The 21,044-nt window shown below is 58.4% G+C and carries 23 protein-coding genes and 1 other RNA gene; 6 read left to right on the top strand and 18 right to left on the bottom strand.

Annotated features, from left to right (window positions below; genetic code table 11):
* Positions 1–1,056: MFS transporter (locus AYR66_RS29235; RefSeq protein ID WP_206047022.1), on the bottom strand; the 1,056-nt coding region annotated here is incomplete at its 3' end.
* A gap of 97 nt (positions 1,057–1,153) precedes the next feature.
* Between AYR66_RS29235 and tcdA the strand changes: the two genes are divergently transcribed.
* Positions 1,154–1,981 (top strand): tRNA cyclic N6-threonylcarbamoyladenosine(37) synthase TcdA, encoded by an 828-nt coding sequence (gene tcdA, locus AYR66_RS02020; protein WP_088706127.1) that lies wholly within the window; start codon positions 1,154–1,156, stop codon positions 1,979–1,981.
* Here tcdA and thpR read toward each other — a convergent pair whose 3' ends face one another.
* From thpR to AYR66_RS02000, 4 genes are all read right to left on the bottom strand, one after another.
* A complete protein-coding gene (thpR, locus tag AYR66_RS02015) occupies positions 1,982–2,560 on the bottom strand; it encodes an RNA 2',3'-cyclic phosphodiesterase (protein ID WP_170942037.1) in 579 nt (192 codons plus the stop codon). It abuts the gene before it with no gap.
* Between the two features lie 93 nt (positions 2,561–2,653).
* Positions 2,654–3,577 (bottom strand): metallophosphoesterase family protein, encoded by a 924-nt coding sequence (locus tag AYR66_RS02010; protein WP_088706125.1) that lies wholly within the window; start codon positions 3,575–3,577, stop codon positions 2,654–2,656.
* Between the two features lie 39 nt (positions 3,578–3,616).
* Positions 3,617–6,274, bottom strand: coding sequence for a bifunctional diguanylate cyclase/phosphodiesterase (locus AYR66_RS02005; RefSeq protein ID WP_234814667.1), 2,658 nt, complete (start codon positions 6,272–6,274; stop codon positions 3,617–3,619).
* Positions 6,275–6,476: 202 nt separating this feature from the next.
* Entirely contained in the window at positions 6,477–6,812 is a 336-nt protein-coding gene (locus AYR66_RS02000; RefSeq protein ID WP_234814666.1) for a hypothetical protein, read from the bottom strand.
* A gap of 225 nt (positions 6,813–7,037) precedes the next feature.
* Here AYR66_RS02000 and AYR66_RS28130 point away from each other — a divergent pair, with 225 nt between their 5' ends.
* Positions 7,038–7,292 carry a hypothetical protein gene (locus tag AYR66_RS28130; RefSeq protein WP_141103999.1) on the top strand — a complete coding sequence of 85 codons (255 nt, stop codon included), beginning with the start codon at positions 7,038–7,040 and terminating at the stop codon, positions 7,290–7,292.
* A gap of 35 nt (positions 7,293–7,327) precedes the next feature.
* Entirely contained in the window at positions 7,328–7,717 is a 390-nt protein-coding gene (locus AYR66_RS01995; RefSeq protein ID WP_088706123.1) for a PA2779 family protein, read from the top strand.
* Positions 7,718–7,779: 62 nt separating this feature from the next.
* On the opposite strand, the gene AYR66_RS01990 is transcribed toward AYR66_RS01995, so the two are convergent.
* The gene (locus tag AYR66_RS01990; RefSeq protein ID WP_170942036.1) at positions 7,780–8,832 is read right to left on the bottom strand and encodes a tetratricopeptide repeat protein; all 1,053 of its coding nucleotides are present in this window, start codon (positions 8,830–8,832) and stop codon (positions 7,780–7,782) included.
* Between the two features lie 220 nt (positions 8,833–9,052).
* The gene (locus AYR66_RS29795; protein ID WP_088706121.1) at positions 9,053–10,066 is read right to left on the bottom strand and encodes a PEP-CTERM sorting domain-containing protein; all 1,014 of its coding nucleotides are present in this window, start codon (positions 10,064–10,066) and stop codon (positions 9,053–9,055) included.
* A gap of 780 nt (positions 10,067–10,846) precedes the next feature.
* Here AYR66_RS29795 and AYR66_RS01980 point away from each other — a divergent pair.
* Both AYR66_RS01980 and AYR66_RS01975 read left to right on the top strand, forming a co-directional pair.
* Positions 10,847–11,659, top strand: a complete 813-nt coding sequence (locus AYR66_RS01980) for a KilA-N domain-containing protein (protein WP_088706120.1) — start codon at positions 10,847–10,849, stop codon at positions 11,657–11,659.
* Between the two features lie 17 nt (positions 11,660–11,676).
* Entirely contained in the window at positions 11,677–11,973 is a 297-nt protein-coding gene (locus tag AYR66_RS01975; RefSeq protein WP_088706119.1) for a hypothetical protein, read from the top strand.
* Positions 11,974–12,033: 60 nt separating this feature from the next.
* On the opposite strand, the gene AYR66_RS28120 is transcribed toward AYR66_RS01975, so the two are convergent.
* The 11 genes from AYR66_RS28120 to AYR66_RS01925 all read right to left on the bottom strand — a co-directional run bounded on the left by AYR66_RS28120 (position 12,034) and on the right by AYR66_RS01925 (position 20,337).
* On the bottom strand, positions 12,034–12,351 hold the full coding sequence (locus AYR66_RS28120) for a hypothetical protein (RefSeq protein ID WP_141103998.1): 318 nt from the start codon (positions 12,349–12,351) through the stop codon (positions 12,034–12,036).
* Entirely contained in the window at positions 12,339–13,364 is a 1,026-nt protein-coding gene (locus tag AYR66_RS01970; RefSeq protein ID WP_170942035.1) for an AAA family ATPase, read from the bottom strand. Before AYR66_RS01970 ends, AYR66_RS28120 begins: the two co-directional genes overlap by 13 nt.
* A 199-nt stretch (positions 13,365–13,563) precedes the next feature.
* Positions 13,564–13,911 (bottom strand): hypothetical protein, encoded by a 348-nt coding sequence (locus AYR66_RS01965; RefSeq protein ID WP_141103997.1) that lies wholly within the window; start codon positions 13,909–13,911, stop codon positions 13,564–13,566.
* A 9-nt stretch (positions 13,912–13,920) separates the two neighbouring features.
* On the bottom strand, positions 13,921–14,154 hold the full coding sequence (locus tag AYR66_RS01960; protein WP_088706116.1) for a helix-turn-helix transcriptional regulator: 234 nt from the start codon (positions 14,152–14,154) through the stop codon (positions 13,921–13,923).
* Positions 14,155–14,250: 96 nt separating this feature from the next.
* A complete protein-coding gene (locus AYR66_RS01955) occupies positions 14,251–15,003 on the bottom strand; it encodes a hypothetical protein (protein ID WP_088706115.1) in 753 nt (250 codons plus the stop codon).
* Between the two features lie 283 nt (positions 15,004–15,286).
* A complete protein-coding gene (locus AYR66_RS01950; protein WP_088706114.1) occupies positions 15,287–16,504 on the bottom strand; it encodes a tyrosine-type recombinase/integrase in 1,218 nt (405 codons plus the stop codon).
* Positions 16,505–16,677: 173 nt separating this feature from the next.
* Positions 16,678–17,040: a transfer-messenger RNA gene (gene ssrA, locus AYR66_RS01945) on the bottom strand.
* Positions 17,041–17,170: 130 nt separating this feature from the next.
* On the bottom strand, positions 17,171–17,836 hold the full coding sequence (locus AYR66_RS01940; RefSeq protein ID WP_088706113.1) for an HAD family hydrolase: 666 nt from the start codon (positions 17,834–17,836) through the stop codon (positions 17,171–17,173).
* Between the two features lie 59 nt (positions 17,837–17,895).
* Positions 17,896–18,591 (bottom strand): bifunctional 2-polyprenyl-6-hydroxyphenol methylase/3-demethylubiquinol 3-O-methyltransferase UbiG, encoded by a 696-nt coding sequence (gene ubiG / locus AYR66_RS01935; RefSeq protein WP_088706112.1) that lies wholly within the window; start codon positions 18,589–18,591, stop codon positions 17,896–17,898.
* Between the two features lie 155 nt (positions 18,592–18,746).
* Positions 18,747–19,394, bottom strand: coding sequence for an outer membrane protein OmpA (gene ompA, locus AYR66_RS01930; RefSeq protein WP_088706111.1), 648 nt, complete (start codon positions 19,392–19,394; stop codon positions 18,747–18,749).
* A 274-nt stretch (positions 19,395–19,668) separates the two neighbouring features.
* Positions 19,669–20,337, bottom strand: coding sequence for an OmpA family protein (locus AYR66_RS01925; protein ID WP_088706110.1), 669 nt, complete (start codon positions 20,335–20,337; stop codon positions 19,669–19,671).
* Positions 20,338–20,565: 228 nt separating this feature from the next.
* On the opposite strand from AYR66_RS01925, the gene AYR66_RS01920 reads away from it, so the two are divergent.
* A partial coding sequence (locus tag AYR66_RS01920; protein ID WP_272938319.1) for a DNA gyrase subunit A occupies positions 20,566–21,044 on the top strand: 479 nt, incomplete at its 3' end.

Below are 21,044 nucleotides of genomic sequence, written 5' to 3'. Positions count from 1 at the left end.
GACACCGCCAAAGGCCAGCGGCAGGAAGACCTGGCAGGCGTTGCCGATGGTGACGCGGATGCCGACGGCTTCACCCGCACGTCCGGCGGGAGCGACGTGGTGCAGCAGCGCCAGCATGTTGGGTTGCGCCGAACCGACGGCCAGTCCGAGCGTCGCCGCCACAACCATCAGTGACAGCGGCTGGCGCATGAAGGGGAAGACGGCGTAGCAAAGCGCGGCGAGCATCAATGCACCCGCCAGCACCTGCCATTCGCTCAGGCGGCGCGCGATGAACGGCATCGTCAGGCGCACCATGAAGGTCGCCGCCGAAAAGCAGCCAAGGATGAGTCCGATGGTGGAGGCGGCAAAGCCGGAGCGTGCGCCATGGATCGGCAGCACGAAGGTGAACAGGTCCCATGCTGACGACAGCAACATGCCGACGATGAAGATGTGGCGCATCTCCGGCACGCGCAGCAAATCGAAGGCACTGCCGGTGAGGGTTTGTTCCGGTGCATCCTGTCCCCGCATTTCGCCCAGCCTTCCGAACAGGACAAGCGCCAGGGCCCCTGCCGCGAAACAGGCGAACACAAGGTAGGCAGCGAAGTAGGGGGCATCGTCGATGATCAATCCGGCAAGTACCGGACCGGTGAACCCGGAGATGGAAAAACCCAGCGCAAGCCAGCTGTAGTTGGTCGCGCGCTTGTCCGCTGCGCTCGCCGCGCCGACGGTGTGCTGTGCCGCGACCTGGATCACCATGAATCCGGTACCGATCAGTATCGTCGCCAGGAAGAGCACGGGCAGGCCGCCGATGACGCCGGGAAGCACGCATCCGAGCGCCATCGCGACACAACCGGCCATCATTGGCCGCATAATGCCGACGCGGTCGATCAGCCGTCCGGCGGGAACCGCGCACAGCATCGGGAAAAGTGCAAAGAGGGCAATGAGGACGCCGACCGTGAACTCGGAGGCATGCATCGACAAGGCATACAGCGATGTCGTGATGCGCGAACCCGCCAGCGCGGTATGTGCTGTCAGGGAGACAAGAATCAGGTGCAGCAGCGGTACGGAAGGAAACACGCATCAACGATACCGCTAATGATGGCTCTCCCGCAATAACGCGGAAAAATAATTCCGCCTAAAAACACACCGCCTTTCCGTCCGTTAAAATGACGGGATGAATGCAGTCGTCTCCCTTCCTTCCCAAAGTGTCAATTCCGACAACGACATCGATTTCGAGCGCCGTTTCGGTGGCATCGCACGTCTCTACGGCGAAACGGCATTGGCACGTTTCCGCACCGCGCATGTCTGCGTGATCGGTGTCGGCGGCGTCGGATCCTGGGCCGTGGAAGCCCTCGCGCGTAGCGCGATCGGACGCATCACGATGATCGACCTCGACAATGTGGCCGAGTCCAATGTCAACCGCCAGCTGCATGCACTTACCGATACCATCGGCAAGGCCAAGGTCACCGCGCTGGCAGAGCGCATCGCGCAAATCAATCCTTATTGCAATGTGCGCGAGATCGAGGACTTCATCACGCCCGACAACCTCGACGAGATGATCGGCGCGGCTGGATACGATTACATCATTGACGCCATCGACAACGTAAAGGCAAAGACGGCACTGATTGCCTATTGCCGCGCGAAGAAAATCCGCCTCATCACCATCGGTGGCGCCGGCGGCCAGACCGACCCCACCAAGATTGAGATCCGCGACCTCTGTCGCACCGAGCAGGAACCGCTGTTGGCGAAGGTGCGCAAGCGCCTGCGTGCGCAGCACGGCTTCCCGCGTGGCACGAAGAACAAGTTTGGCATCGACGCCGTGTTTTCCACCGAGCCGCTCCGCTTTCCGGAAAGCGGAGAAAGTTGCGACATTGATGCGGACGAGCAAACGGGCATTACCGGCCTCAACTGCGCCGGCTTCGGCTCTGCAATGGTGGTGACGGCGTCCTTCGGCCTCGTGGCCGCATCGCAGGTCCTGCGCAAGCTTGCTGCAGAAGCCTGATCAGACGGGCGGCGCGTCCAACCCCTCTTGCCGCGATTCATCCGGCACCCACACCTCCTTGTCGATCGCGCGTGACGCGAGGATGCGGTAAATCGATCCTTCCGCGGTCGTCGTCGATTGCACCAGCGCGACTTGTGTCGCATGCCATTCAATAGGATCGAACGTCAGGTCTGGCGGCAGTCCGGCATCGCGCGCAAGCGTGACGTGGGGCCGGTAGGCATGCTGGTCGTTGAACGCGACTTGGCGTTCCGCAAGCCGTTCGACAAGAACACTGTGCAATTCGGAAAGCGTTTCGGGTGCTTCGCTCGGCCCTACCCAGGCAATCCGGTTGCGCGGGAAGTAGCCGACCCGGTCCAATACCAAGGTCAGGTCAGTGCGTGGCAGGTGCTCGAGGATATCCTTCAAGTCGGGGAGCAGGGCCGCAGGCTGCTGTCCGAGGAACACCAGCGTCATGTGCAAGTTGGCAAACGGAATTCTCCTTCCATGCATCGGCGCCTGCAATTGCTGCAGCTTCGAGGAAACCGCGTCGTCCGGCCATAGCGCGTAGAACAGGCGGAGCGAACCTGGATTCTTTGCCATCATCTCGATCCGGTCAGGTCAGGTTGAGTGTATGCAAGTGACGGTATCGCACTCGCATCTTTCCGGGTATGACAAGCGTCATGCCATATGGTGTCAGTGGCACAGCGCCGCGCCGCGGTCGGTGAAGCCGCCTTTCTCGACAGGAATGAATTCCCATTCATATCCCGCTTCTTTCAGCACCAGCTTCAATACACCGAATGTCGAGTTGTCCGACGCTTCACTGTGCGAACGGCGAAAGCGCAGCGGCGTCAGCTCGGCGCCGCCGGTGCCAACGACGAATTGCCGTATTCCGCGCGCGTCATCCAGCTGCCCTTCCGCATCCTGTGGCGCAAAGCGTTCATAGTCGTGGTCGTGTGAAACCAGTACGACATCTGCTCCCGCCGCATGCAGCATTGCCCAGGCTTCCTGCATGCGTTTGTCGTTGCCGTGGCCGCCCGAACTGTACAAGGGGTGATGCCAGTAGGCCAACGTGCATTTGGCTGTGCTGCGTGCAAGCTCTTCCTTCAACCAGGCAAGTTGCGCGCTATGCTCGGCCGGCTTGAGGAAGCTGTTGAGCGAAATGATGTGCCAGCTGCCGCGTGTGAAGCTGTAATAGCCGCGCCGGCCCGGTCCGGCTGCATCACCGAAATACCGGTAATACCCGGCTGCATACGGCGTGTAGTAGTCATGGTTGCCGGGCGAGGGGTAAGTGCGCGACTTGAACCGTCCCCATGTCGGCTCGTAGCAGTTCTCGAATTCCGACAGCAGGCCAACAGGATAAGTATTGTCGCCGAGTGTCAGTACAACGGCATCTTTGTCCTGGGCTAGTCCCGCGGTAATGAGCGCAGCGGTCTTCCCGGCACCACTGTTTTCCGGGCTGGCGGATTTGCATGAAGCAATGTCGCCGGCAGCGTAGAGACTGACGCCCTTGTCCGGAAGCAGGATGGCTCGCGCCTCCTGCTCACGTGTTTGCCGGTCCGATTGACAGGCAGCGAGCAGGAATGCGAGGGTGCATGGTAGAAAGAATTGCTTGCGCATGCCAACGGCTATCCAGGTGGGACTTGTATTGTAGGGGAATCAGGCAGCGGGCAATGCCAGCGGATCCGCGACCGGAAACAGGTAGCGCCTCTGCATCAGCACCTGGGCCTCTGCCGCCGGCACCGGGCGCGAAATGAAATATCCCTGGATTTCGTCGCAGGACAGGGACTGCAGCACGCGCAGCTGTTCTTCCGTTTCCACGCCTTCGGCCACCACGCTCATGCCCAAGGCGTGCGCCATCGACATGATGGCACGGAAAAACACCTCGCCTTCAGGACTCTTGCTCAACTGTCCTGTGAACGCGCGGTCGATTTTCAGGCCATCCATGTCCAGACGCTGGAGCTGCGACAGCGACGAGTAGCCGGTGCCGAAATCGTCGACCAGCAGCTGGATGCCATGTTCGCGGAGGCTCGACAGTTCCGTCGCAACGTCATCCTGTTCGCCGATCATCGCGGATTCGGTGATCTCGATTTCGACAAGGCTGGGATCGATGTCGTGGCGGGCCAGGCAGGCGGCAAAGCTTTCACCGATGTTTCCGCGGTTGAACTGGTACGGCGAAACGTTGATGGAAACCGGCACGAGTGGAATGCCCGCGGCCTTCCACTCGGCCAGTTGGGCGCATGCCTGTGCCAGCACGATTTCGCCCAGCTTGAGGATGAGTCCGGTCTCTTCAGCGAGGGAAATGAAGGCCATTGGCGGCACCATACCGAGTTCCGGGTGCTGCCAACGTACCAGGGCTTCGAGTGCGCGCAGTTCGCCCGTTGTCGCGCTGACGCGCGGCTGGTAATGCAGAACGAACTGGTCCTGCACGATTGCCTGCTGCAGCGCGCGTTCCATGTCCAGCCGGGCCTTGAGCGCTTCCGACAGACTGCTTTCGTAGAAGTGGAACTTGCCCTTGCCTTCCGACTTGGCCTGGTACATCGCAATGTCCGCATGCTTGAGCAGTGTCTCGGCGTCGCCGCCGTCATGCGGATACAAGCTCACACCGATGGATGCGCTCACCATATTCTTGCCGCGTGCGAGATCGAACGGATGATGGAATGCATCGGCAATGCGCGCCGCCACTGCCGCTGCGTCGTCTTCGTGTTCCACCGGTTCGAGGATGACGGTGAACTCGTCGCCACCGAGACGAACGACGTGATCGGACGGGCGCACGACTGATCTCAGCCTCAGCGCGGCGGCATGCAGCAGTTCATCACCTGCGGAGTGCCCGAGCGAGTCGTTCACGTTCTTGAAGTCGTCGAGGTCAACGAAGAGGAGCGCTACCATGTGGCTCTCCATGCGCGCGCTCTCCAACGCCTGCGGCAGGTAGCTTCGCAACCAGTTGCGGTTGGGCAGGGCAGTGAGCGCATCCTCGTTTGCCATGCGCGACAGCTCTCGCTCATGCGCCTTGATCAGGGAGATGTCTCGAAAGGTGATCGCCAGCCCGTTACCGGAACGTACCAGGCGTCGATGAACCCATTCAACCTTGATTGGACTGCCCGGTGGCACCTTGAGTTCGTCTTCGTAATAACCGGACTCGATTGCACTGCAGTAGGTCTGCATCAGTACGGGGAAGTATTCGGCTGTATTGAGGACCGACGACAGGGATCCGACAAACTGTTCGCGCGTAAGACCATAGAACGATGCGCCGCGCACATTGCAGTCGACGACTTCGAAATCGACGATCACGCCGGATCTGTCCTGTACCGCGCGCAGCATGTAAAAGCCCTCGTTGCCGCCTTCGGTAGCAAGTCGGTACGCTTCCTGCACTTCGGCCTCCAGGTGCTTGCGCCATGCCAGACGTGCGGACAGGAGGGTGGCCACCAGCGCGAACAGGAACAGGATTGCCGTGCCGGCTGCGCCTATCGTCATGTTGCTTCGATGTGTTTGCCAGTAGGCGGCGAGCTGTTCTTCCTCGGACAAGCCGACCATGGCGACAAGCGGGTAGGTTTCCAGTGCCACCATTGATGCGAAACGCGCGTGGCCGTCGGCGAACCAATGAGGGCCAAGCAAGGCGCTGCTGCCATCGATCTTGTCGAGGGCGGGAATCTTCTGCAATGCGCCGGCATCATAAGTTGCCGTCTTGCGTCCAATGTCACCGATCGACGCCATGCGCAGAACGGCATCCGTGCCAATGAAGGCGAGCAAGCCTGACTTGCCAAGTCCGGAACCGTCGTAGAAAGACGAGAATGATACGGGTTCGACCGACACCAGAACGACACCGTCAAAACTGCCGTCGGCTTTCTCGAGCCGCCGCGTAAACTGGATCACAGTCTTGCCCGATACGCGACCGGTGCTGGGCGCACCAATGCGCAAATCGCGCGACCGGTTGTCGCGATGAAAAATGAAATACTCCCGGTCGGTTACCAGCGGTGGCAATTGGCCGAGCGGGCGGTTGCCGGTGACAGGCCTTCCGTGCGGACCAATAACAGTGACCAGTGCGTAGCGGTCAATGGGGAACAGCCCCTGTTCGGCCAGTGCTTCCAGGCTGAGCTGCGAATTTTCCCATTCGTACCTCACCAGCAGTGTGAGTTGATCAATCTGCTCTATCGCGCGGGTAAGGTACTGCGCATAGGCAGTTGCCAGCGTACGCGTTTCCTGCATCGCCAATCTTTCGGCGGTGTGCCGGTCGTCCGCGGATTTGGACAGGAGGGAAAACCACAGCAGGATGCCGAGGAGAATGCAAATGAAAGGCCAGACGGCAATGGACGCCAAGTATTGCTTCAGGAACGCCTGTTTCCTGGGCGGGCCGGGTGGCCGAGGGACATTGCGCGTGCTGGTCATTGAGCTGCCAAATGGTATCCGGGCTCCTGCAAGGAATGCCAACTTACCTTGCTGGCCCTTCGCTTGCAAGCGGGAAACTTAACATACCATAAGGTCAGCCGCGCCGCCATTGTGGGCGGCACCAATCACCCCCTCAGAATTCATGCTCGCTGAATGCACGCCGGGCCCGTTCTTCGGCGGCTTCCCAAGCTTCGCGTTCCGTCGGGAAAGTTCCGGCGGGAATATATGTTTCGGCCACTTCGGGTTCTCGCGTCAGCCTCACATACACTTGAGCCTCGAAGGTGCCGTCGGGCAGCGCTACTGCCACAATGCGTGCCAAGTGTGTGCCGCTTTGCAATATTTTCCCCGGCGCGGCGTTTCCATCTTGTCCCAGCGCCTGCTCGTCGCGCTCCACGTCGTGCTGCCCCGGTGATTTCTCTCCGCTGCCGATATCCGCTTCTTCGGTCAGATGTTTCTCCTGCTGCGCCATGCAATTCTCCTTTGCTGCCCCGCAGATGCCTGTACGGCGGGCCTATCCGTAGGATGGATCGAGACGGTGATAGTTCTTGCATGAAGGAGCGGACGAACCATCGCACTTGGCATTCGTCTAATTTGCTTTGGCGGCGGTTCCAACATGGAAGCGGGCCTGCAGCAAGATTGCATCACAATCGCCTCCAGTAGCCGTCATTGATACGATTTTTACAGGGCAAATCGTATGGCAAGCAAGGAAGAATGCGACCGTTATGCGGCCGAACTTACGCGCCGCTTCGATGAACTTGTCCAGTGGGCACATGCGAACTGGCCAAAGCCAGAGTTTCCATTGCTGTCATCAGACTTCAGCGAGTCGCGCCGCGAAATCAGCCAGATTGTCGGAAGAAAGCTTGGAGATGCTGATGATGGTCCACCAGGTCCAGCATCTGGTGACGCAGATCGTCAGTTCCGTGATCTCAATCCCATGCCTTGGCCATGACCGCCGGGGTAGGCGTTCAACATGAGGAGAGCATAATGCAAACCTTGAAGCGCGCGTTTGTGTGCGCATCGCTTGCGGCCTTCACCTTTGTCGGGTACACGCAAAAGGTTCAGGCTGCAATGATTGGCACTGACCAGATACATGCCGCCAATGTCGCACACAGCGATCGTGCAAGGATTCACGCCACACTCGATCGCCCCGAGGTAGTTGCTCAACTCGAGCGCATGGGGGTGACACGGGAGGATGCACAGTCGCGCGTTGCAGCGTTGAGTGATGAAGAAGCTGCCACCCTCGTATCGCAGATCGACAGCTTGCCGGCAGGCGGCGATATTGTCGGTGCGCTGTTGCTGATTTTCGTGGTTCTCCTGGTTACCGATATTCTTGGCTTGACCAAGGTGTTTCCGTTTACGCGGTCGCGGAGATGATTGCGCGCTTAGGGAGGGGCCACGCACAACCCCTTGCCTGCCTGAATTAGGTGTGCGTGTGATTAGCGCGCCTCAAGCTGCTTGATACGAATTGCTACGTCATCCGCCTGTGCAAATTTCGTATTTCCGTTAAGGACGCGCTTGAATGCGGCGATTGCCTCTCTCTTCTGGCCAGATTCGGCTTTTGCGATACCAAGATGGTAGAGCGCCGTCGGAGAAGCATTTGGCGCTTCGGCGATTGAATCGAGCAAGGCGACTGCTCCTTTCAGGTCACCCTGCGCGCGCTTTGCCCACGCAAGCGTATCAACGAACTCTGTGGTCCGTGGCGCGAGATCGACCGCCTTCTGCGCCCACTTCACCGCTTCCACCAAGCGCTCACGGCGCTCTACCGCCATCCATGCAAGGTTATTGTAGGCGATAGCCAATTCGCCATTCAGCTTGATGGCATCGTCATACGCGGCGTAGGCATCGGTCCAGCGGCGCGCCTGCTGGTGGACCATCCCAAGGTGCAGGGGAATGGTGTCGAGTTTGGGCGCGAGCTTCCTTGCTGCCATGAGCGAGGCGACTGCATCGTCCATTTTGCCTTGCGCTGCCTGCGCCTGGCTGAGTCCGACGAGGGCCAGGGGATTCTCCGGTTCCAACCGAACGGCGGTCTTGAAATGATCGAGGGCGCGCCCCGGGTTGCCGCTTCGGAGGTAAGCGTGTGCAAGTCCGAAGTGTCCGCCGGCATGTTTGGGATTTAACTTCACCGCCTTGTCGAACATCTCGACAGCGCGTACCGGTTGACTGGTGGCGTTGAGATACAGTTCGCCGAGGTCGAACAACGGGGCGGTTGATTTCGGATCCGTCGAAGCGGCATTCAGCATGAATTTCTCTGCACCGGTGAAATCACGGCGCGCGAAAAGCAGACGTCCCATGGCCAGCTGGGTTTCTGCACTTCGCGGTGCAACTTCCATTGCCTTGCGCACCCACTTTTCGACGTCCGTATCGCTCTTGCGCAGCCGGGCAACTTCGGCAAGCGCGAGCAACGGGCCTGCGGCACTGCGGTCATTTTCGACCGCCTTCATGAACATTTTTTCCGCAAGGTCGAGATTCTTTTCGTTGAGCGCGCGCAAGCCCTGGTCGTATTCGGAACTTGCATTTGTCGACACAGCGACATGCTTGCCGGACGGGGTGAGGGGCAAGGCAGCAGCTGGAAGTGAGCAGACTGCAAGCAGGAGTGCCGGGAACAGGACGTATTTGCGCATGGCGAACTCGATGACAGAAGTAGTTGGTGGTTAATATGCCCCTGGACGGCGGGGCCGAACAGAGGCATATGCAGAACAGGGTGCCGGATTACGCCGCGCGCTTTTGCTTGCGGCGGAAGGCTGCCAGGCCGGCAAAGCCGAGGCCCAGAAGTGCCATCGAGCCGGGTTCCGGAACCGCGCGCGGGGGCGTCAGGACACCACCATCGGAGCCGAAGCCGAAGATGAAGGTGGTCGGTGTGCCGCCGACAGGGTCGGTGCGGGTCTGGCCGAGCGAGTACAGTCCGGCACCAACACTGCCCAATGCAGCGATGGCGTCAGACTCATTACCGGCGGCGCCATAGAACGTGGTGAAGACACGGGTTGCGCCGTCAGTCAAGGCTTCGAAAACGAAATCGAAGAGCGCACCATGATCGTTCGGGCCGCAGTCGGTGAAATTGCTGTCGGCTGCACAGGAGATCGTCTTGGATTCACCAGAAAGCGGATTGGCGCTCGCGAAGCCGTTGTCGCCTGTTCCGCGGATGTTATTGCCTGCGGCAAGGCCGAGGGCAGCAGGAACGCCGCTGATCGTCACGAACTCATCGAACGGTGTCGGTTCCACGTCCCATTCCATCACGCGACGATACACGAGGTCGCCGGCTGCAATTGCGCTGCCGGAGATGTTCTTGATGCTGACATCGACCTGGTAGAGATTTGAGCTGGTACTCGGATGGTAGAAGTGCGTGATTTCCAAGGCAGAACCCACACGCGTCACTGACGTCGCGGTGGTGGCGGTGGAGGCAAAGCTGACGAGAGTCAGGCCCGCAGTACCCATTGCTTCGTTTGCATAACCGCTCATTCCACTGGAAACGAGACCGACACCCCAGCCTTCGCAAAGGCAGCCGGGGGCGGTCGACTCGAAACCGGTGGCGTTGTAACGCAGGCCGACATATGGCGTTCCGCCCGCGGAAGCGGGACCAGGCACGTTCAGTTGGCCGAGGTCATTGACGCCCAGCGTGACGGTGCCGTTTGTGATAACGGCAGCCGCGTGGCTTGGGGCCGCCACTGCGAACAGACTGGCCGCCGCGACGAACGCCGCCGCCATCCCTTTGAGTTTCATTGTCATGCATTTCTCCTGTGAGTTTCGATTACTTTCAAACTGCTACGCGCGCAGCGTTGTCATAAAAGCAAGACAAGTGCCAATTTGATAAGTAATTGATAAAAAATAAATAATTCAGAAGGAGAGTGTGAGAACAATCAAAGGCTGTAAATTTTCCCGACAGTGACTTATGGTGAATGAATCCTCGGCCCGAGAGGTGGGCGCAAGGCGGAGGGTTGCCCGGCGCGGTCCGATTGGCCCGCGCGTCGCAAATTTGGAGGCAGAAAAGAAAAAACCGTTGATGAATCAACGGTTTGGTGAATTTTGGTGGGACGGCGTCACTCACATTGCGGCGCGAAAGGGACAGAAAATAAGGAGGGAGTCTCTTGGCCGCTTGACATATACCCCCATTGATACCCCCATGGCTGTTCTTGTTGCAGCACGACATTTCAACAGGGGTACATTGGCTTGCTCTGGATGAAACTGCTGCCGCTGTACTGATTCAAGGGGGAATTGCAAAGGAGGCAAAAAAGCCTCACTTTGCTTTCTGTACTGCCGGAAATTTCGCGTAAAATCCAAGCCAGTTGCCAAAAACAAAAACCGCGACAGCTTGCGCTTCGCGGGGTAGGTTCTTGCAACTATCTGGCGGTGAATCTGGTTTGCTCCCTAGACAAGATCAACCGGTGTTCACCTTTGTAAACGGCCAGCGAAGTATACGAGCGAAAGTTTAATTATTCAACCTGTTTTTTCATACAGGAAACTTTGCTCGTCCGCCGTAGCTGGCCACCCTGCATTAAGGGAGGCCTCATGGCTATTAAGAAGCAAATGGATCTCGACCTGATCCATCACGAAGAAAACGGTGCCGTCATCGATCAGCGAGCCGGCGATGGTTATATTAATGCAACTGCTCTTTGCCAGGCGGCGGGGCGGAAGTTCTCGCACTACATCGAGAACAAGGCAACGACCGCCTTCTTGGCGGCGCTCGAAAGCGATGCCGGAATTCCGGCATCGGTTCTCGTCCAAAGTGTGAAAGGTGGCCATGCGGCGCACCAGGGAACGTGGGTTCACCCTCAGGTGGCGGTAAACCTCGGGCAATGGTTGTCGGCGACGTTCGCGGTCAAGGTTTCGAAGTGGGTTTACGATTGGATGTCCGGCAAGGGTGTTCCAGAGGCATCCCGGAGAGTCCCATACCATATCGAACGTCACATGGCGAACCAGCACAAGATCCCGCTGACGTCCTTCTCCATCCTCCAGGAGATGTCGATTACCCTCATTGGCCCGCTGGAGGCCCACGGCTACTCCTTGCCGGAAAAGATGGTTCCGGACATCAGCCAAGGCCGAATGTTTTGCGACTTCCTCCGCAAAAACGGTCTGGCCGATCCTGCAACACTGCCGACGTATCGCCACAGCTTCCCTGATGGGCGAGAAGTCGATGCCAAGCTCTACCCGATCGAGCTGCTGCCAGCCTTCCGGAAGTTCATTGCAGAGACATGGATGCCTAAGAAGGCCGAGCAGTATTTCCTCGACCGCGATCCAGCTGCGTTGCCTTACTTGGCTAAGGTGCTTCGGCTGGAGGCCCCGACGCCGGCAAATGCGCCGAACTTCAAGCGCATCGCTTAATCGCAGGGGAGCAGATCATGAGCTATCTTGTTTTCGTGACCTTCGACCTCAAGGGCGCAGGCAGCCCAGACTACACGAATGCGTATGCCGATCTCGAAAAACTCGGGTTGCGAAAGGTCCAACAGGCCGACCAAGGCGGCACTGTCGTTATCCCCACGACGGCGGCGATGGGTACTTTCAATGGCAAAACTGCCGCTGATGTCCGGGCGGACGTGGCAAAGTGGGTGCAAGACGCGTTCACCGCACGGCGCTTCAAATCCGAGATCTTCGTCGTTGTAGGAGGCGATTGGGCTTGGGGCTCAAGAACAACGTAGTTACCTTGTTCGACTAACTCCGAGTAGCAACACTTGAAGCCCGCCTGAAAGCGGGCTTTTTTACATGTCGGCCTCGACTACCCGCATCACATCCGATTTAAGCGACTGATTCAATTCAAATTTGCTTTGATGTCTTTCACGCGAATTCGGTATTGCAGAGCGCAAAAGTTCGAGTATTGCGGATTGGGATAGGGCATTTCGACGCATTTTGTCGCGTTTCTTCGCATAGTTACGACGCTCTTCGTTTTTCCCGCTTTTTCCCGCTTCGGGACTTTCGGGGTAAGTCCACGTTTCCCGCTTTTTCCCGCCCCGCATATATGATGCGGGCGGAAACGGGAACGACCAGCGGGAGGTCAGGTGCCAGACTAATTTCGCCATAGCCATCCGTCCTTGCAGCCGTATATTCCCTTTTCCACGACCGAGGTGATTGATTCCTTGGCGCGTTGCTTCCGGTGCTTTGCATCGGCGTCCACGCGCTCCGTGACGGCTTTAATTGCATCGTCAAGGCGAACGCATTGCTGCCCTGCGGGTGCTCCGCCTTGGCCGTACACCTGCGATTCCCGAAGCAGTCCGTCGATGACCTCGACCGCGATCTTTTGATTTTCCCCGCGCGGCATGGCCGTCCGCTTCACCTCTTCACTTACATCCTCGGGCAACACCACGCAGGAGGTAATGTCCTCGCCATCTTCGTCTACACCGATCACAAGTGCGTGCAGCTTGAACCCGCGCACGCAGCCCGTTTCATCATCCTTCGATTTCGCAATACGCCACGTGCGGCAGTCGTCGTTCTGGCAAACCTCAATCGCGCCATCAAGCGCTGCATGCAGGCTGGAATGCCCACGCAGTCCCTTGTTCGCGTCCTTGCCAGTGTGATGGACCAGCAGCACCAGACCACCGGTCAGAGACTGCAGATGCTTTGCGGCGGCGATCACGCGTCCCATATCGACGGATGAGTTTTCGTCAACGCCCGGCGCGGCCCGGTTCAACGTATCGAGGATTACCAGTCCGCCAGCACCACCGACCGCCTTGATGGCATTCGCCAGATCGGTTACATCGTCCATCTTGCGCAGATCAAACGGCTGCGTAACGAACTGCAGTGAATCTGGAACAGGTCTGCCATGGTGCATGCTCCAAGCCTTGATGCGCTTGCCCATCCCTTGCTCGCCTTCCAGGCAAACATACGTTACGGAGCTTTGCCGCGCGCGGTGGCCAAACCAGGTACCAGCGCCGCTGGCAATGGCCGCACCAAGGTCGAGCGTCAGGAATGACTTGCCGCTACCGCTCGGGCCGTAAAGCGCGGCGAGCCCTTCCACCGGCAGCACGCCACGCACCATCCAGCGCATCGGCGGTGCGCTACATAGGTCAGCACCAGAAAGCAATTTAAATCGCATGGGTGACGTTCTGGAGCCTTCTGTCTGGTCGGCCTGAGCTTCGGATTCGCAGTCGTAAGCGCGATTGCGTGCATTGCTATTGCTACGATTGTCGGCTGGTGTGCAGCCTTCGCATCGCAAGCCTGGACGGAGTAGCAGGTGGCTTCGACTCGCGCCGATGGTCCGATGCCAGCTGCACGGATCATGGGTCCGAAGTCGTTCAAGTATCGGCACCATCATCCAGCAATTGATTCGGGATTACCACGGAAGCCGCTGCGGAAGTATGCTCCACGCGACGTGCGATCAGCCCATGTACAGGGTCGATTTCAATCGTGATTAATTCGGCATAGACAAAATCCTTGAAAATGCCGTCAAGCACCTCGCGCTTGATGCCGATCCGTTCCCATGGATAGCGTCCCTCGCGGTCTTGGCCAAGTGGAATCCAACCTTCGGCGGAACTCGCAAGTAAGTGGTTAACATGATCGATAAGGGCCCTGCGTAGCTGCAAATCATATTCAGAGGGTTCATATGCCGATTCCTGCATGGCGACTTTTTTCCATGTCTTCACTGCTGCCTCCTATCGCTCCGGTCCCTGTTCAATCAGCGCGCGGATCGCTTCCACTCGCCAGGCCGTCGTTCGCGGGCCGAGCTTGCAGGGCTTTGGATAGCGGCCAGATCGGACACCCGCCCACCAGGTCGATTTGCTAACGGGGATGATCGCCGGGATCGGCGGATTTGCTTTCCGATTGCCGATGATTTGCGACAGTCGGACGTAGCCAGTTGTGGGAAGCGGATTGTCGAAAATACCCATGTTGATTCTCCGTAAACGTGTTCGCATTGCATCGAACATGGGCCATTTTCTTTGTGCGGCACGCCGCTGGCAAAATGGCGAAATCTGTTTTTTTTTCTAAGTTGATTTCACCATGCCTTTGCGCTTGTTGAGGATTGTCCGAATTCGATTGCGCAACGCGTCTGGTGATAGGTCGAGGTTGTCGCGGATTGACGCATCGCATCCTGGGTCTGCATTCAGCACGTTCTCGCGAAGTGTTCGAAGGCACGCGCGCGCAAATCGGATCGTGGGACCATCCGGCCTTCCATCAGTAGTGGTCGAGGTGGCCGCCTGCCGTTCGAATACTGCTTCGAAAAGGACGACAAGCTGTTCAAGGAAACTGTTAAGCGCAATGTCCCCACTGTGTCGCGGACGTTGAACTTCGTCCCCCTCGTGCACGAAGTCTTCGATTCCTTCTTTTCGCTGGTCCCGCCGTTGCTGCAATTGCACCTTCACGTGCTCACGGTTTCGTGCATCCTCCGCCCATCCTTTGAGTGCTTGAACGACCGTAAGCGCGGATCGAAGGTTGTCGGAGCTTCCCGCTGTGGATTGCAGTCGGAGCCTTGCTTCGCGCTTCACTGGTAGGGTTTCAGTTTCATCCGGGATTACGTTGAGTAGGGCCGTTGCGGCTCTTTGGATTAAATCCAATTGCTTTTCCACGTCCGAAGGCGACGCGGCGCTTTCTTGCCATCGCTGCTCGACGAGGAATACACGCGCGTGCTCTTCAAGGTGCTTCGCTAGAAGGTTCTTTCGTTCCGACGAAAGGTCAAGCCGGGTTTCGCTGATGATCAGGTCGATCTGCTCTAGCGAGTAGCAGCGAGTTTCGGTCATCGTTGTCTCAAGTCCTTGCCTGTCTTATTACATGACGATGCGCGAGCTTGACCGCGAGAGAGGCTATTTTCATTTTGCTACGGTGCCTCCTGGCGTCCGGCTTGCGTTGTACGTCTTCGGACAATCCTCGTTACGAAAATTCCAAAAAAATTGGACGTGACGCTTGGCACGTATGCCACGTGTGCATACCCGGCTACCACCCTTTCCCCGGACCACCCCCCTTTTTGAAACTTCACGCCGCCTCATCAGCCGGTGGATTGTGTCGTTTCGGGATGCCGATCTGCTACGCGGCATTGGGCTTGAGCGGGATAACGGCAGCTCCAGCGGCAAGTCCGTCGAGGTAATCCGCCCATGCTTGCATCATTCTTCGCCGCTCAGGTAGGTGTTCGGCGTAGTTGTACGCGGCGCGAACCTCATCGCGTTCGGCGTGCGCCAGTTGCCGCTCGATGGCATCCCGATGCCATCCCTGCTCGTTCAGGTGCGTAGATGCCATGCTGCGGAAGCCATGGCCGGTCATTTCGTCACCCTTGTAGCCGAGACGGCGCAGAGCGGCGTTGACCGTGTTTTCACTCATCGGTCGTCCATTCGTCCTCGCGCCGGGGAAGAGGTAGCGGCCAGTGCCGGTCAGGGCGTGCAGTTCGCGGAGGATGGCGACGGCTTGTGTGGACAGGGGGACGATGTGCTGCTCGCGCATCTTCATGCGCGCGGCGGGGATGCGCCATTCAGCGGCGTCAAGGTTGAATTCAGACCATTCGGCCTTGCGCAGCTCGCCGGGACGTACGAAGACCAGCGGGGCAAGCTTCAGGGCGCACTTCGTGACGAAGGAACCTTGGTAGCCGTCCATGGTACGGAGCATGGCACCGATGGCCTTGGGCTCTGTAATGGACGCATGGTGCTTCGGCCGGGTGGGTGGTAGTGCGCCGCGCAGATCGCCGGAAGGATCGCGGTCCGCGCGTCCTGTGGCAACAGCATATCGGAAGACTTGCCCGCAGTTCTGAAGGGCTCTGTGGGCCGTTTCAAGCGCTCTACGGCCCTCAATCCGGCGCAGTGTAGTCAGCAGTTCAGGCGCGCTGATTTCTCCAATTGGCCGGTTGCCTAACCAAGGGAATATGTCTTTTTCGAAACGACGAATGATCTTGCTGGAATGGCTATCAACCCAATTCGGGGAATACTTCGCAAACCATTCGCGTGCTACCGCTTCGAAACTGTTTGCCGCACACGATACCTTTGCTGCCTTTTGCGCCTTGCGTTGCAGGCCGGGATCGATGCCTGCGGCGACTTGCCTTCGTGCATCATCGCGCCGCTCCCGTGCATCCTTCAGGGGTACATCGGGGTACACGCCGAGGGCAAGCAGCTTTTCCTTGCCGCCAAAGCGGTATTTAAAGCGCCAGTACCTGCCGCCGTTCGAGTGGACCAGCATGAACAGGCCGCGCTCGTCAGATAGCTTGTACGGCTTTTCCTTGGGCTTGGCGTTGCGGATGGCTGTGTCGGTGAGTGCCATGGGGGTATCTCCACCTGCGGGGGTATCAACTACCACCAGATGTACCCCCTGCACCCCTTGGATTTCATTGGACGTAATTGGTTCTTATTCGAAACGCCAGAAAGCAAAAAGCCCGCTGGACGCGGGCTTCAGGCTGATTCTTGGACTACTTTGGACTACTTAAAACGTTGAATTGGTGGAGACGGCGGGAATCGAACCCGCGTCCGCAAGCCCTCTACAGACAGTTCTACATACTTAGCGCTGCCATTTGATTTAACCTGAGCGACGCGGACGCGCACGCTGCGATCAGGCGAGTCACCTTAGATTTAACTTCAAGCCAAGTGACCCGGCCTGAAGCGATTCCCTGTGAATGACCCTACGTGCTGTTACCAGCCCGCCCCAGGGAAGAGGCGGTGTAGGGCTAACCGGTTATTAAGCGGCTAGAGCGTAACGTTCGTCGTTAGCAGTTATTTCATTTCCGGTTGGATTTACGAGGTGACCAGCCCTCGGTATGCCCTGCGCTGCTTTGTAACCCACGTCGAAACCAGGTCGTCCCCAAAGCAATGCTATTGTAACTCACCAGATGGTGACGTCCCGTGTCGATTCAAGAGAGTGGCCAAAATAATTCCGGTACCTCACTGCTGTCGTGACAAAAGCCGGCATCTAACGCTGCATTCCTGAAAAAATTCAGGCGGCAGTCCTGATCGATGCGAGGACGTCGAGCGGTGTTGCCGCCATTACGTCCGCTTCCCATGTCGTCGGCTCGGCGTGGCCACAATATCCCCAGGCAGCGGCGACAGTGATCATGCCGGCGGCGCGTCCTGCCTGGATATCGCGCAGGTCGTCGCCAACGTACCAGCATTCTTCAGGGGAAAGACCGAGCCGTTGTGCGGCCTCAAGCAGAGGGGCAGGATGCGGCTTCGAGTGCGGTGTAGTGTCTCCTGAGATCACGCAGCCCGCGTGGCCCAGTCCGATACGCGGGACGAGCTGGTTGGTGAAGCGGCCTGCCTTATTTGTGACAATTCCCCATGCAAGCTCTTGCGCCTTAAGTCCTTCAAGCAAAACGTCCATTCCATCGAAAAGCACGGTGTGGACCGCAATTGCGGATTCGTAGTTGTCGAGGAAGGCGACACGCAATTCCTCATAGCCCTCATCGCCTGGCTTAAGGCCGAAGGAGGCGCCAATCAGGCCGCGTGCGCCAGCCGAGGCGACAGGGCGGAGCAGCTCGTATGGCGTGGGTTCCAGCCCTCGGTCAGTGCGCACCTTGTTCATTGCCGCGGCCAAGTCGGGCGCAGTGTCTGCAAGCGTGCCGTCAAGGTCGAAAAGGACGGCGCGGGGGCGGCGAAGTGTCATGGCGAGTGTTCGTGAGCGGCATGCGGATGGGATCATACGCATGCCGGCTTTGTGGAGGATTAAACGGGACGGCTGCACGCCACCAGGTAATTCACGTCCGTGTCCTGGTTGAGCGAGTAGATCTGAGTCAGCGGGTTGTAGGTCATCCCTTTGAGGCCATCGACCTGCAGTCCGGCACTGCGCGCGTGCTGGGATAGCTCGGCGGGCGTGATGAACTTGGCATAGTCGTGCGTCCCTTTGGGGAGCATGCGCAGCACGTATTCTGCGCCAATGACTGCGAACAGGTACGCCTTCGGATTGCGGTTAATGGTCGAGAAGAACACATGGCCACCTGGTTTGACGAGGGTGGCACAGGCCTGGACGACCGCAGCCGGATCTGGAACGTGTTCCAGCATTTCCATACAGGTGACGATATCAAAGCTGCATGGCTCGCGCGCGGCGAGTTGTTCGGCAGGGATGAGTTCGTAGCGGACTTGCACGCCTGATTCCAGGCTGTGCAGATCAGCGACCTTCAATGCCTTTTCAGACAGGTCGATGCCGGTCACCTTGGCGCCTTTTTTGGCCATCGATTCGGCGAGGATGCCGCCGCCGCAACCGATGTCCACCACGTTCTTGCCCGCAAGCGGGACGCGTGCGTTGATCCATTCAAGGCGCAACGGATTGATCTCGTGCAGCGGGCGGAATTCCGAAGTCGGATCCCACCAACGATGGGCGAGGTCACTGAATTTCTGTAGTTCTAGCGGGTCGGCGTTCATAGGCTGAATGATAGCTGGGTTGGTGCGTTTGCGGGGAGGTGCCGTGTCCGGGGATGCGCAATTGGGTAAACAGCGCTTTTCATGAAGCGTTCCCCCGGAACCGGCCGCCCATAAAAAAACCCCGCCGAAGCGGGGTTGGGCATCATGTCGATCGATTATCGGGTACGGGTACCGACGACTTCGATTTCCACGCGGCGGTTCTTGGCGCGGCCAGCTGCGGTCTTGTTGTCGGCGACCGGCTGCTTCTCGCCCTTGCCTTCGGTGTAGACGCGGTTCGGCTCAACACCCTTGGAAACCAGATATGCCTTGACGGCTTCAGCGCGGCGAACCGACAGCTTTTGGTTGTACTTGTCGGAACCGACGGAGTCAGTGTGGCCGACGGCAATCACGACTTCGAGGTTCATGCCCTTCAGCTTGGACGACAGATCGTCCAGCTTGGCCTTGCCGTCCGGCTTCAGGACTGCCTTGTCGAAATCGAAGAAGGTGTCGGCAGCGAAGGTGACCTTTTCGGAGACCGGAGCAACCGGAGCCGGTGCCGGAGCGGGGGCCGGAGCCGGTGCAGGCGCTGCTGCCGGAGCCGGTGCGGCCGGCTTGGCGATTTCACCGTCGCAGCCGCCGACTGCATCAGCCGGGGTCCAGGTACCGGTCCTCCAGCAGAGACCGAACGGATCGCGTGCGATTACGCCGCGGCCGTCCTGCAGGTATGCGCTATTCGGGGTCTTAGCCTGAATGTCCTGCTGCGCGGATGCAGAGAAGGAAACCACTGCGGATGCAGCAAAGACGATTTTTGCCAAATTATTCATATTTTTCCTCTTGGTTGAGATATCCGCAGACGAACTGCGCAACAAATACTACGTTTTTAAACCTGTAGGGGAGAGCTATTAGATCATCAAATAGCAAGATTGTTCACTTGCAATGCTCTTTAGTTAACTACATTTTGCCATAGCAGCGCATTGCATCGATTACTGCTAAATCAATCCATTGGCGATTTTGACCATCCGTTGTGTTTTTGCAACGGATGGTCAAATTAAACTGGAAGTTTTTCGGGAATTTCAGGTTGAAATTGCCAATTTTGAATCAGTTGGCAAGCCCGCGTACTTCAATCACTACGCGGCGGTTCGGCGCCAGGCATTCGATCTGCTGCTTGCGCGGCAGCTTGTCGTCGCATGCCTTGATCGATTGGGTCTTGCCTGCGCCAAGGGTGTCGATTTCAGCAGTGACGCCCTTGCTCTTCAGGTAGGCCGCTACAGCATCGGCACGCTTTTCGGACAACTTCTGGTTGTACTGGTGCGTGCCAATGCGGTCAGTGTGGCCGGTCACCATCACGATGTCGACCTTGCTGCAGGTGCCGAGCTTGGCGATGGCTTCGTCGTCGATGCGCTTCTTGGCGGCGGAGTTCAGGACTGCCTTATTGAATTCAAAGGTCTGGTCCGCGCCGAGCGTCACCGCGAAATCGCAGCGCTTCGGTGCTACCGGGGCAGCGGCGGCCACGGGAGCCGGTGCCGCAATTGCGGGGGCAGTCGGTTTGGCTACCGGCGGTGCCAGTTCGCCGTCGCATCCTGCCACTGCATCAGCAGGTGTCCAATAACCGGTGCGCCAGCACAGGCCGAACGGGTTGCGCGCGATGACGCCGCGGCCATCCTGCACGTAGGCGCTCTTGTCCGGGTTTGCCTTGATGTCTGTCTGTGCCGAAGCTGCGACTGTACAAAGGCCGACGGTAAGTGCGAGGGCGAAGTGTTTGAGCATGGTGTGTTTTCCCTTGGTGGTTATTATAAGAATGCCAATTAACGCAACGAAACATTTAATTTAAACATATTTTCCTTGCGTATGCCTCCAACTGGCGCAAAGAGCAGGCCGTGCGGATGCGCTATGGGCGGGATGCGGGTGCCGCCATGCTAGAATCCAATGTTTGGCGCCGCGCATTCTTCACGGTGCCGGCACCCCGAACCTCCGCATACAAAAGCCGACTCGCCAATGGATCAATTCGCCAAAGAGACTATCCCGATTTCCCTCGAAGAAGAGATGCGCAAGAGCTACCTCGATTACGCCATGAGCGTGATCGTCGGTCGTGCGCTTCCGGATGTGCGCGACGGCCTGAAGCCGGTGCACCGCCGCGTACTCTACGCGATGCACGAGACGAATAACGTTTGGAACCGTCCGTATGTGAAGTGCGCCCGCGTGGTCGGTGAGGTCATGGGTAAGTACCACCCGCACGGCGACCAGGCGATTTACGACACCCTCGTCCGCATGGCGCAGGACTTTTCGCTGCGCTACACGCTGGTCGACGGCCAGGGCAACTTCGGTTCGGTCGACGGCGACAACGCTGCGGCAATGCGTTACACCGAGTGCCGCCTGGACAAGATTTCCAGCGAACTGCTCGCGGACATCGAGAAGGAAACGGTCGACTTCGTGCCGAACTACGATGGCAAGGAAAAGGAGCCGTCCGTCCTGCC

This window comes from Noviherbaspirillum denitrificans (assembly GCF_002211445.1).
Taxonomy (GTDB): Bacteria; Pseudomonadota; Gammaproteobacteria; order Burkholderiales; family Burkholderiaceae_D; genus Noviherbaspirillum; species Noviherbaspirillum denitrificans.
This window is presented reverse-complemented; position numbering and strand designations above follow the sequence as displayed.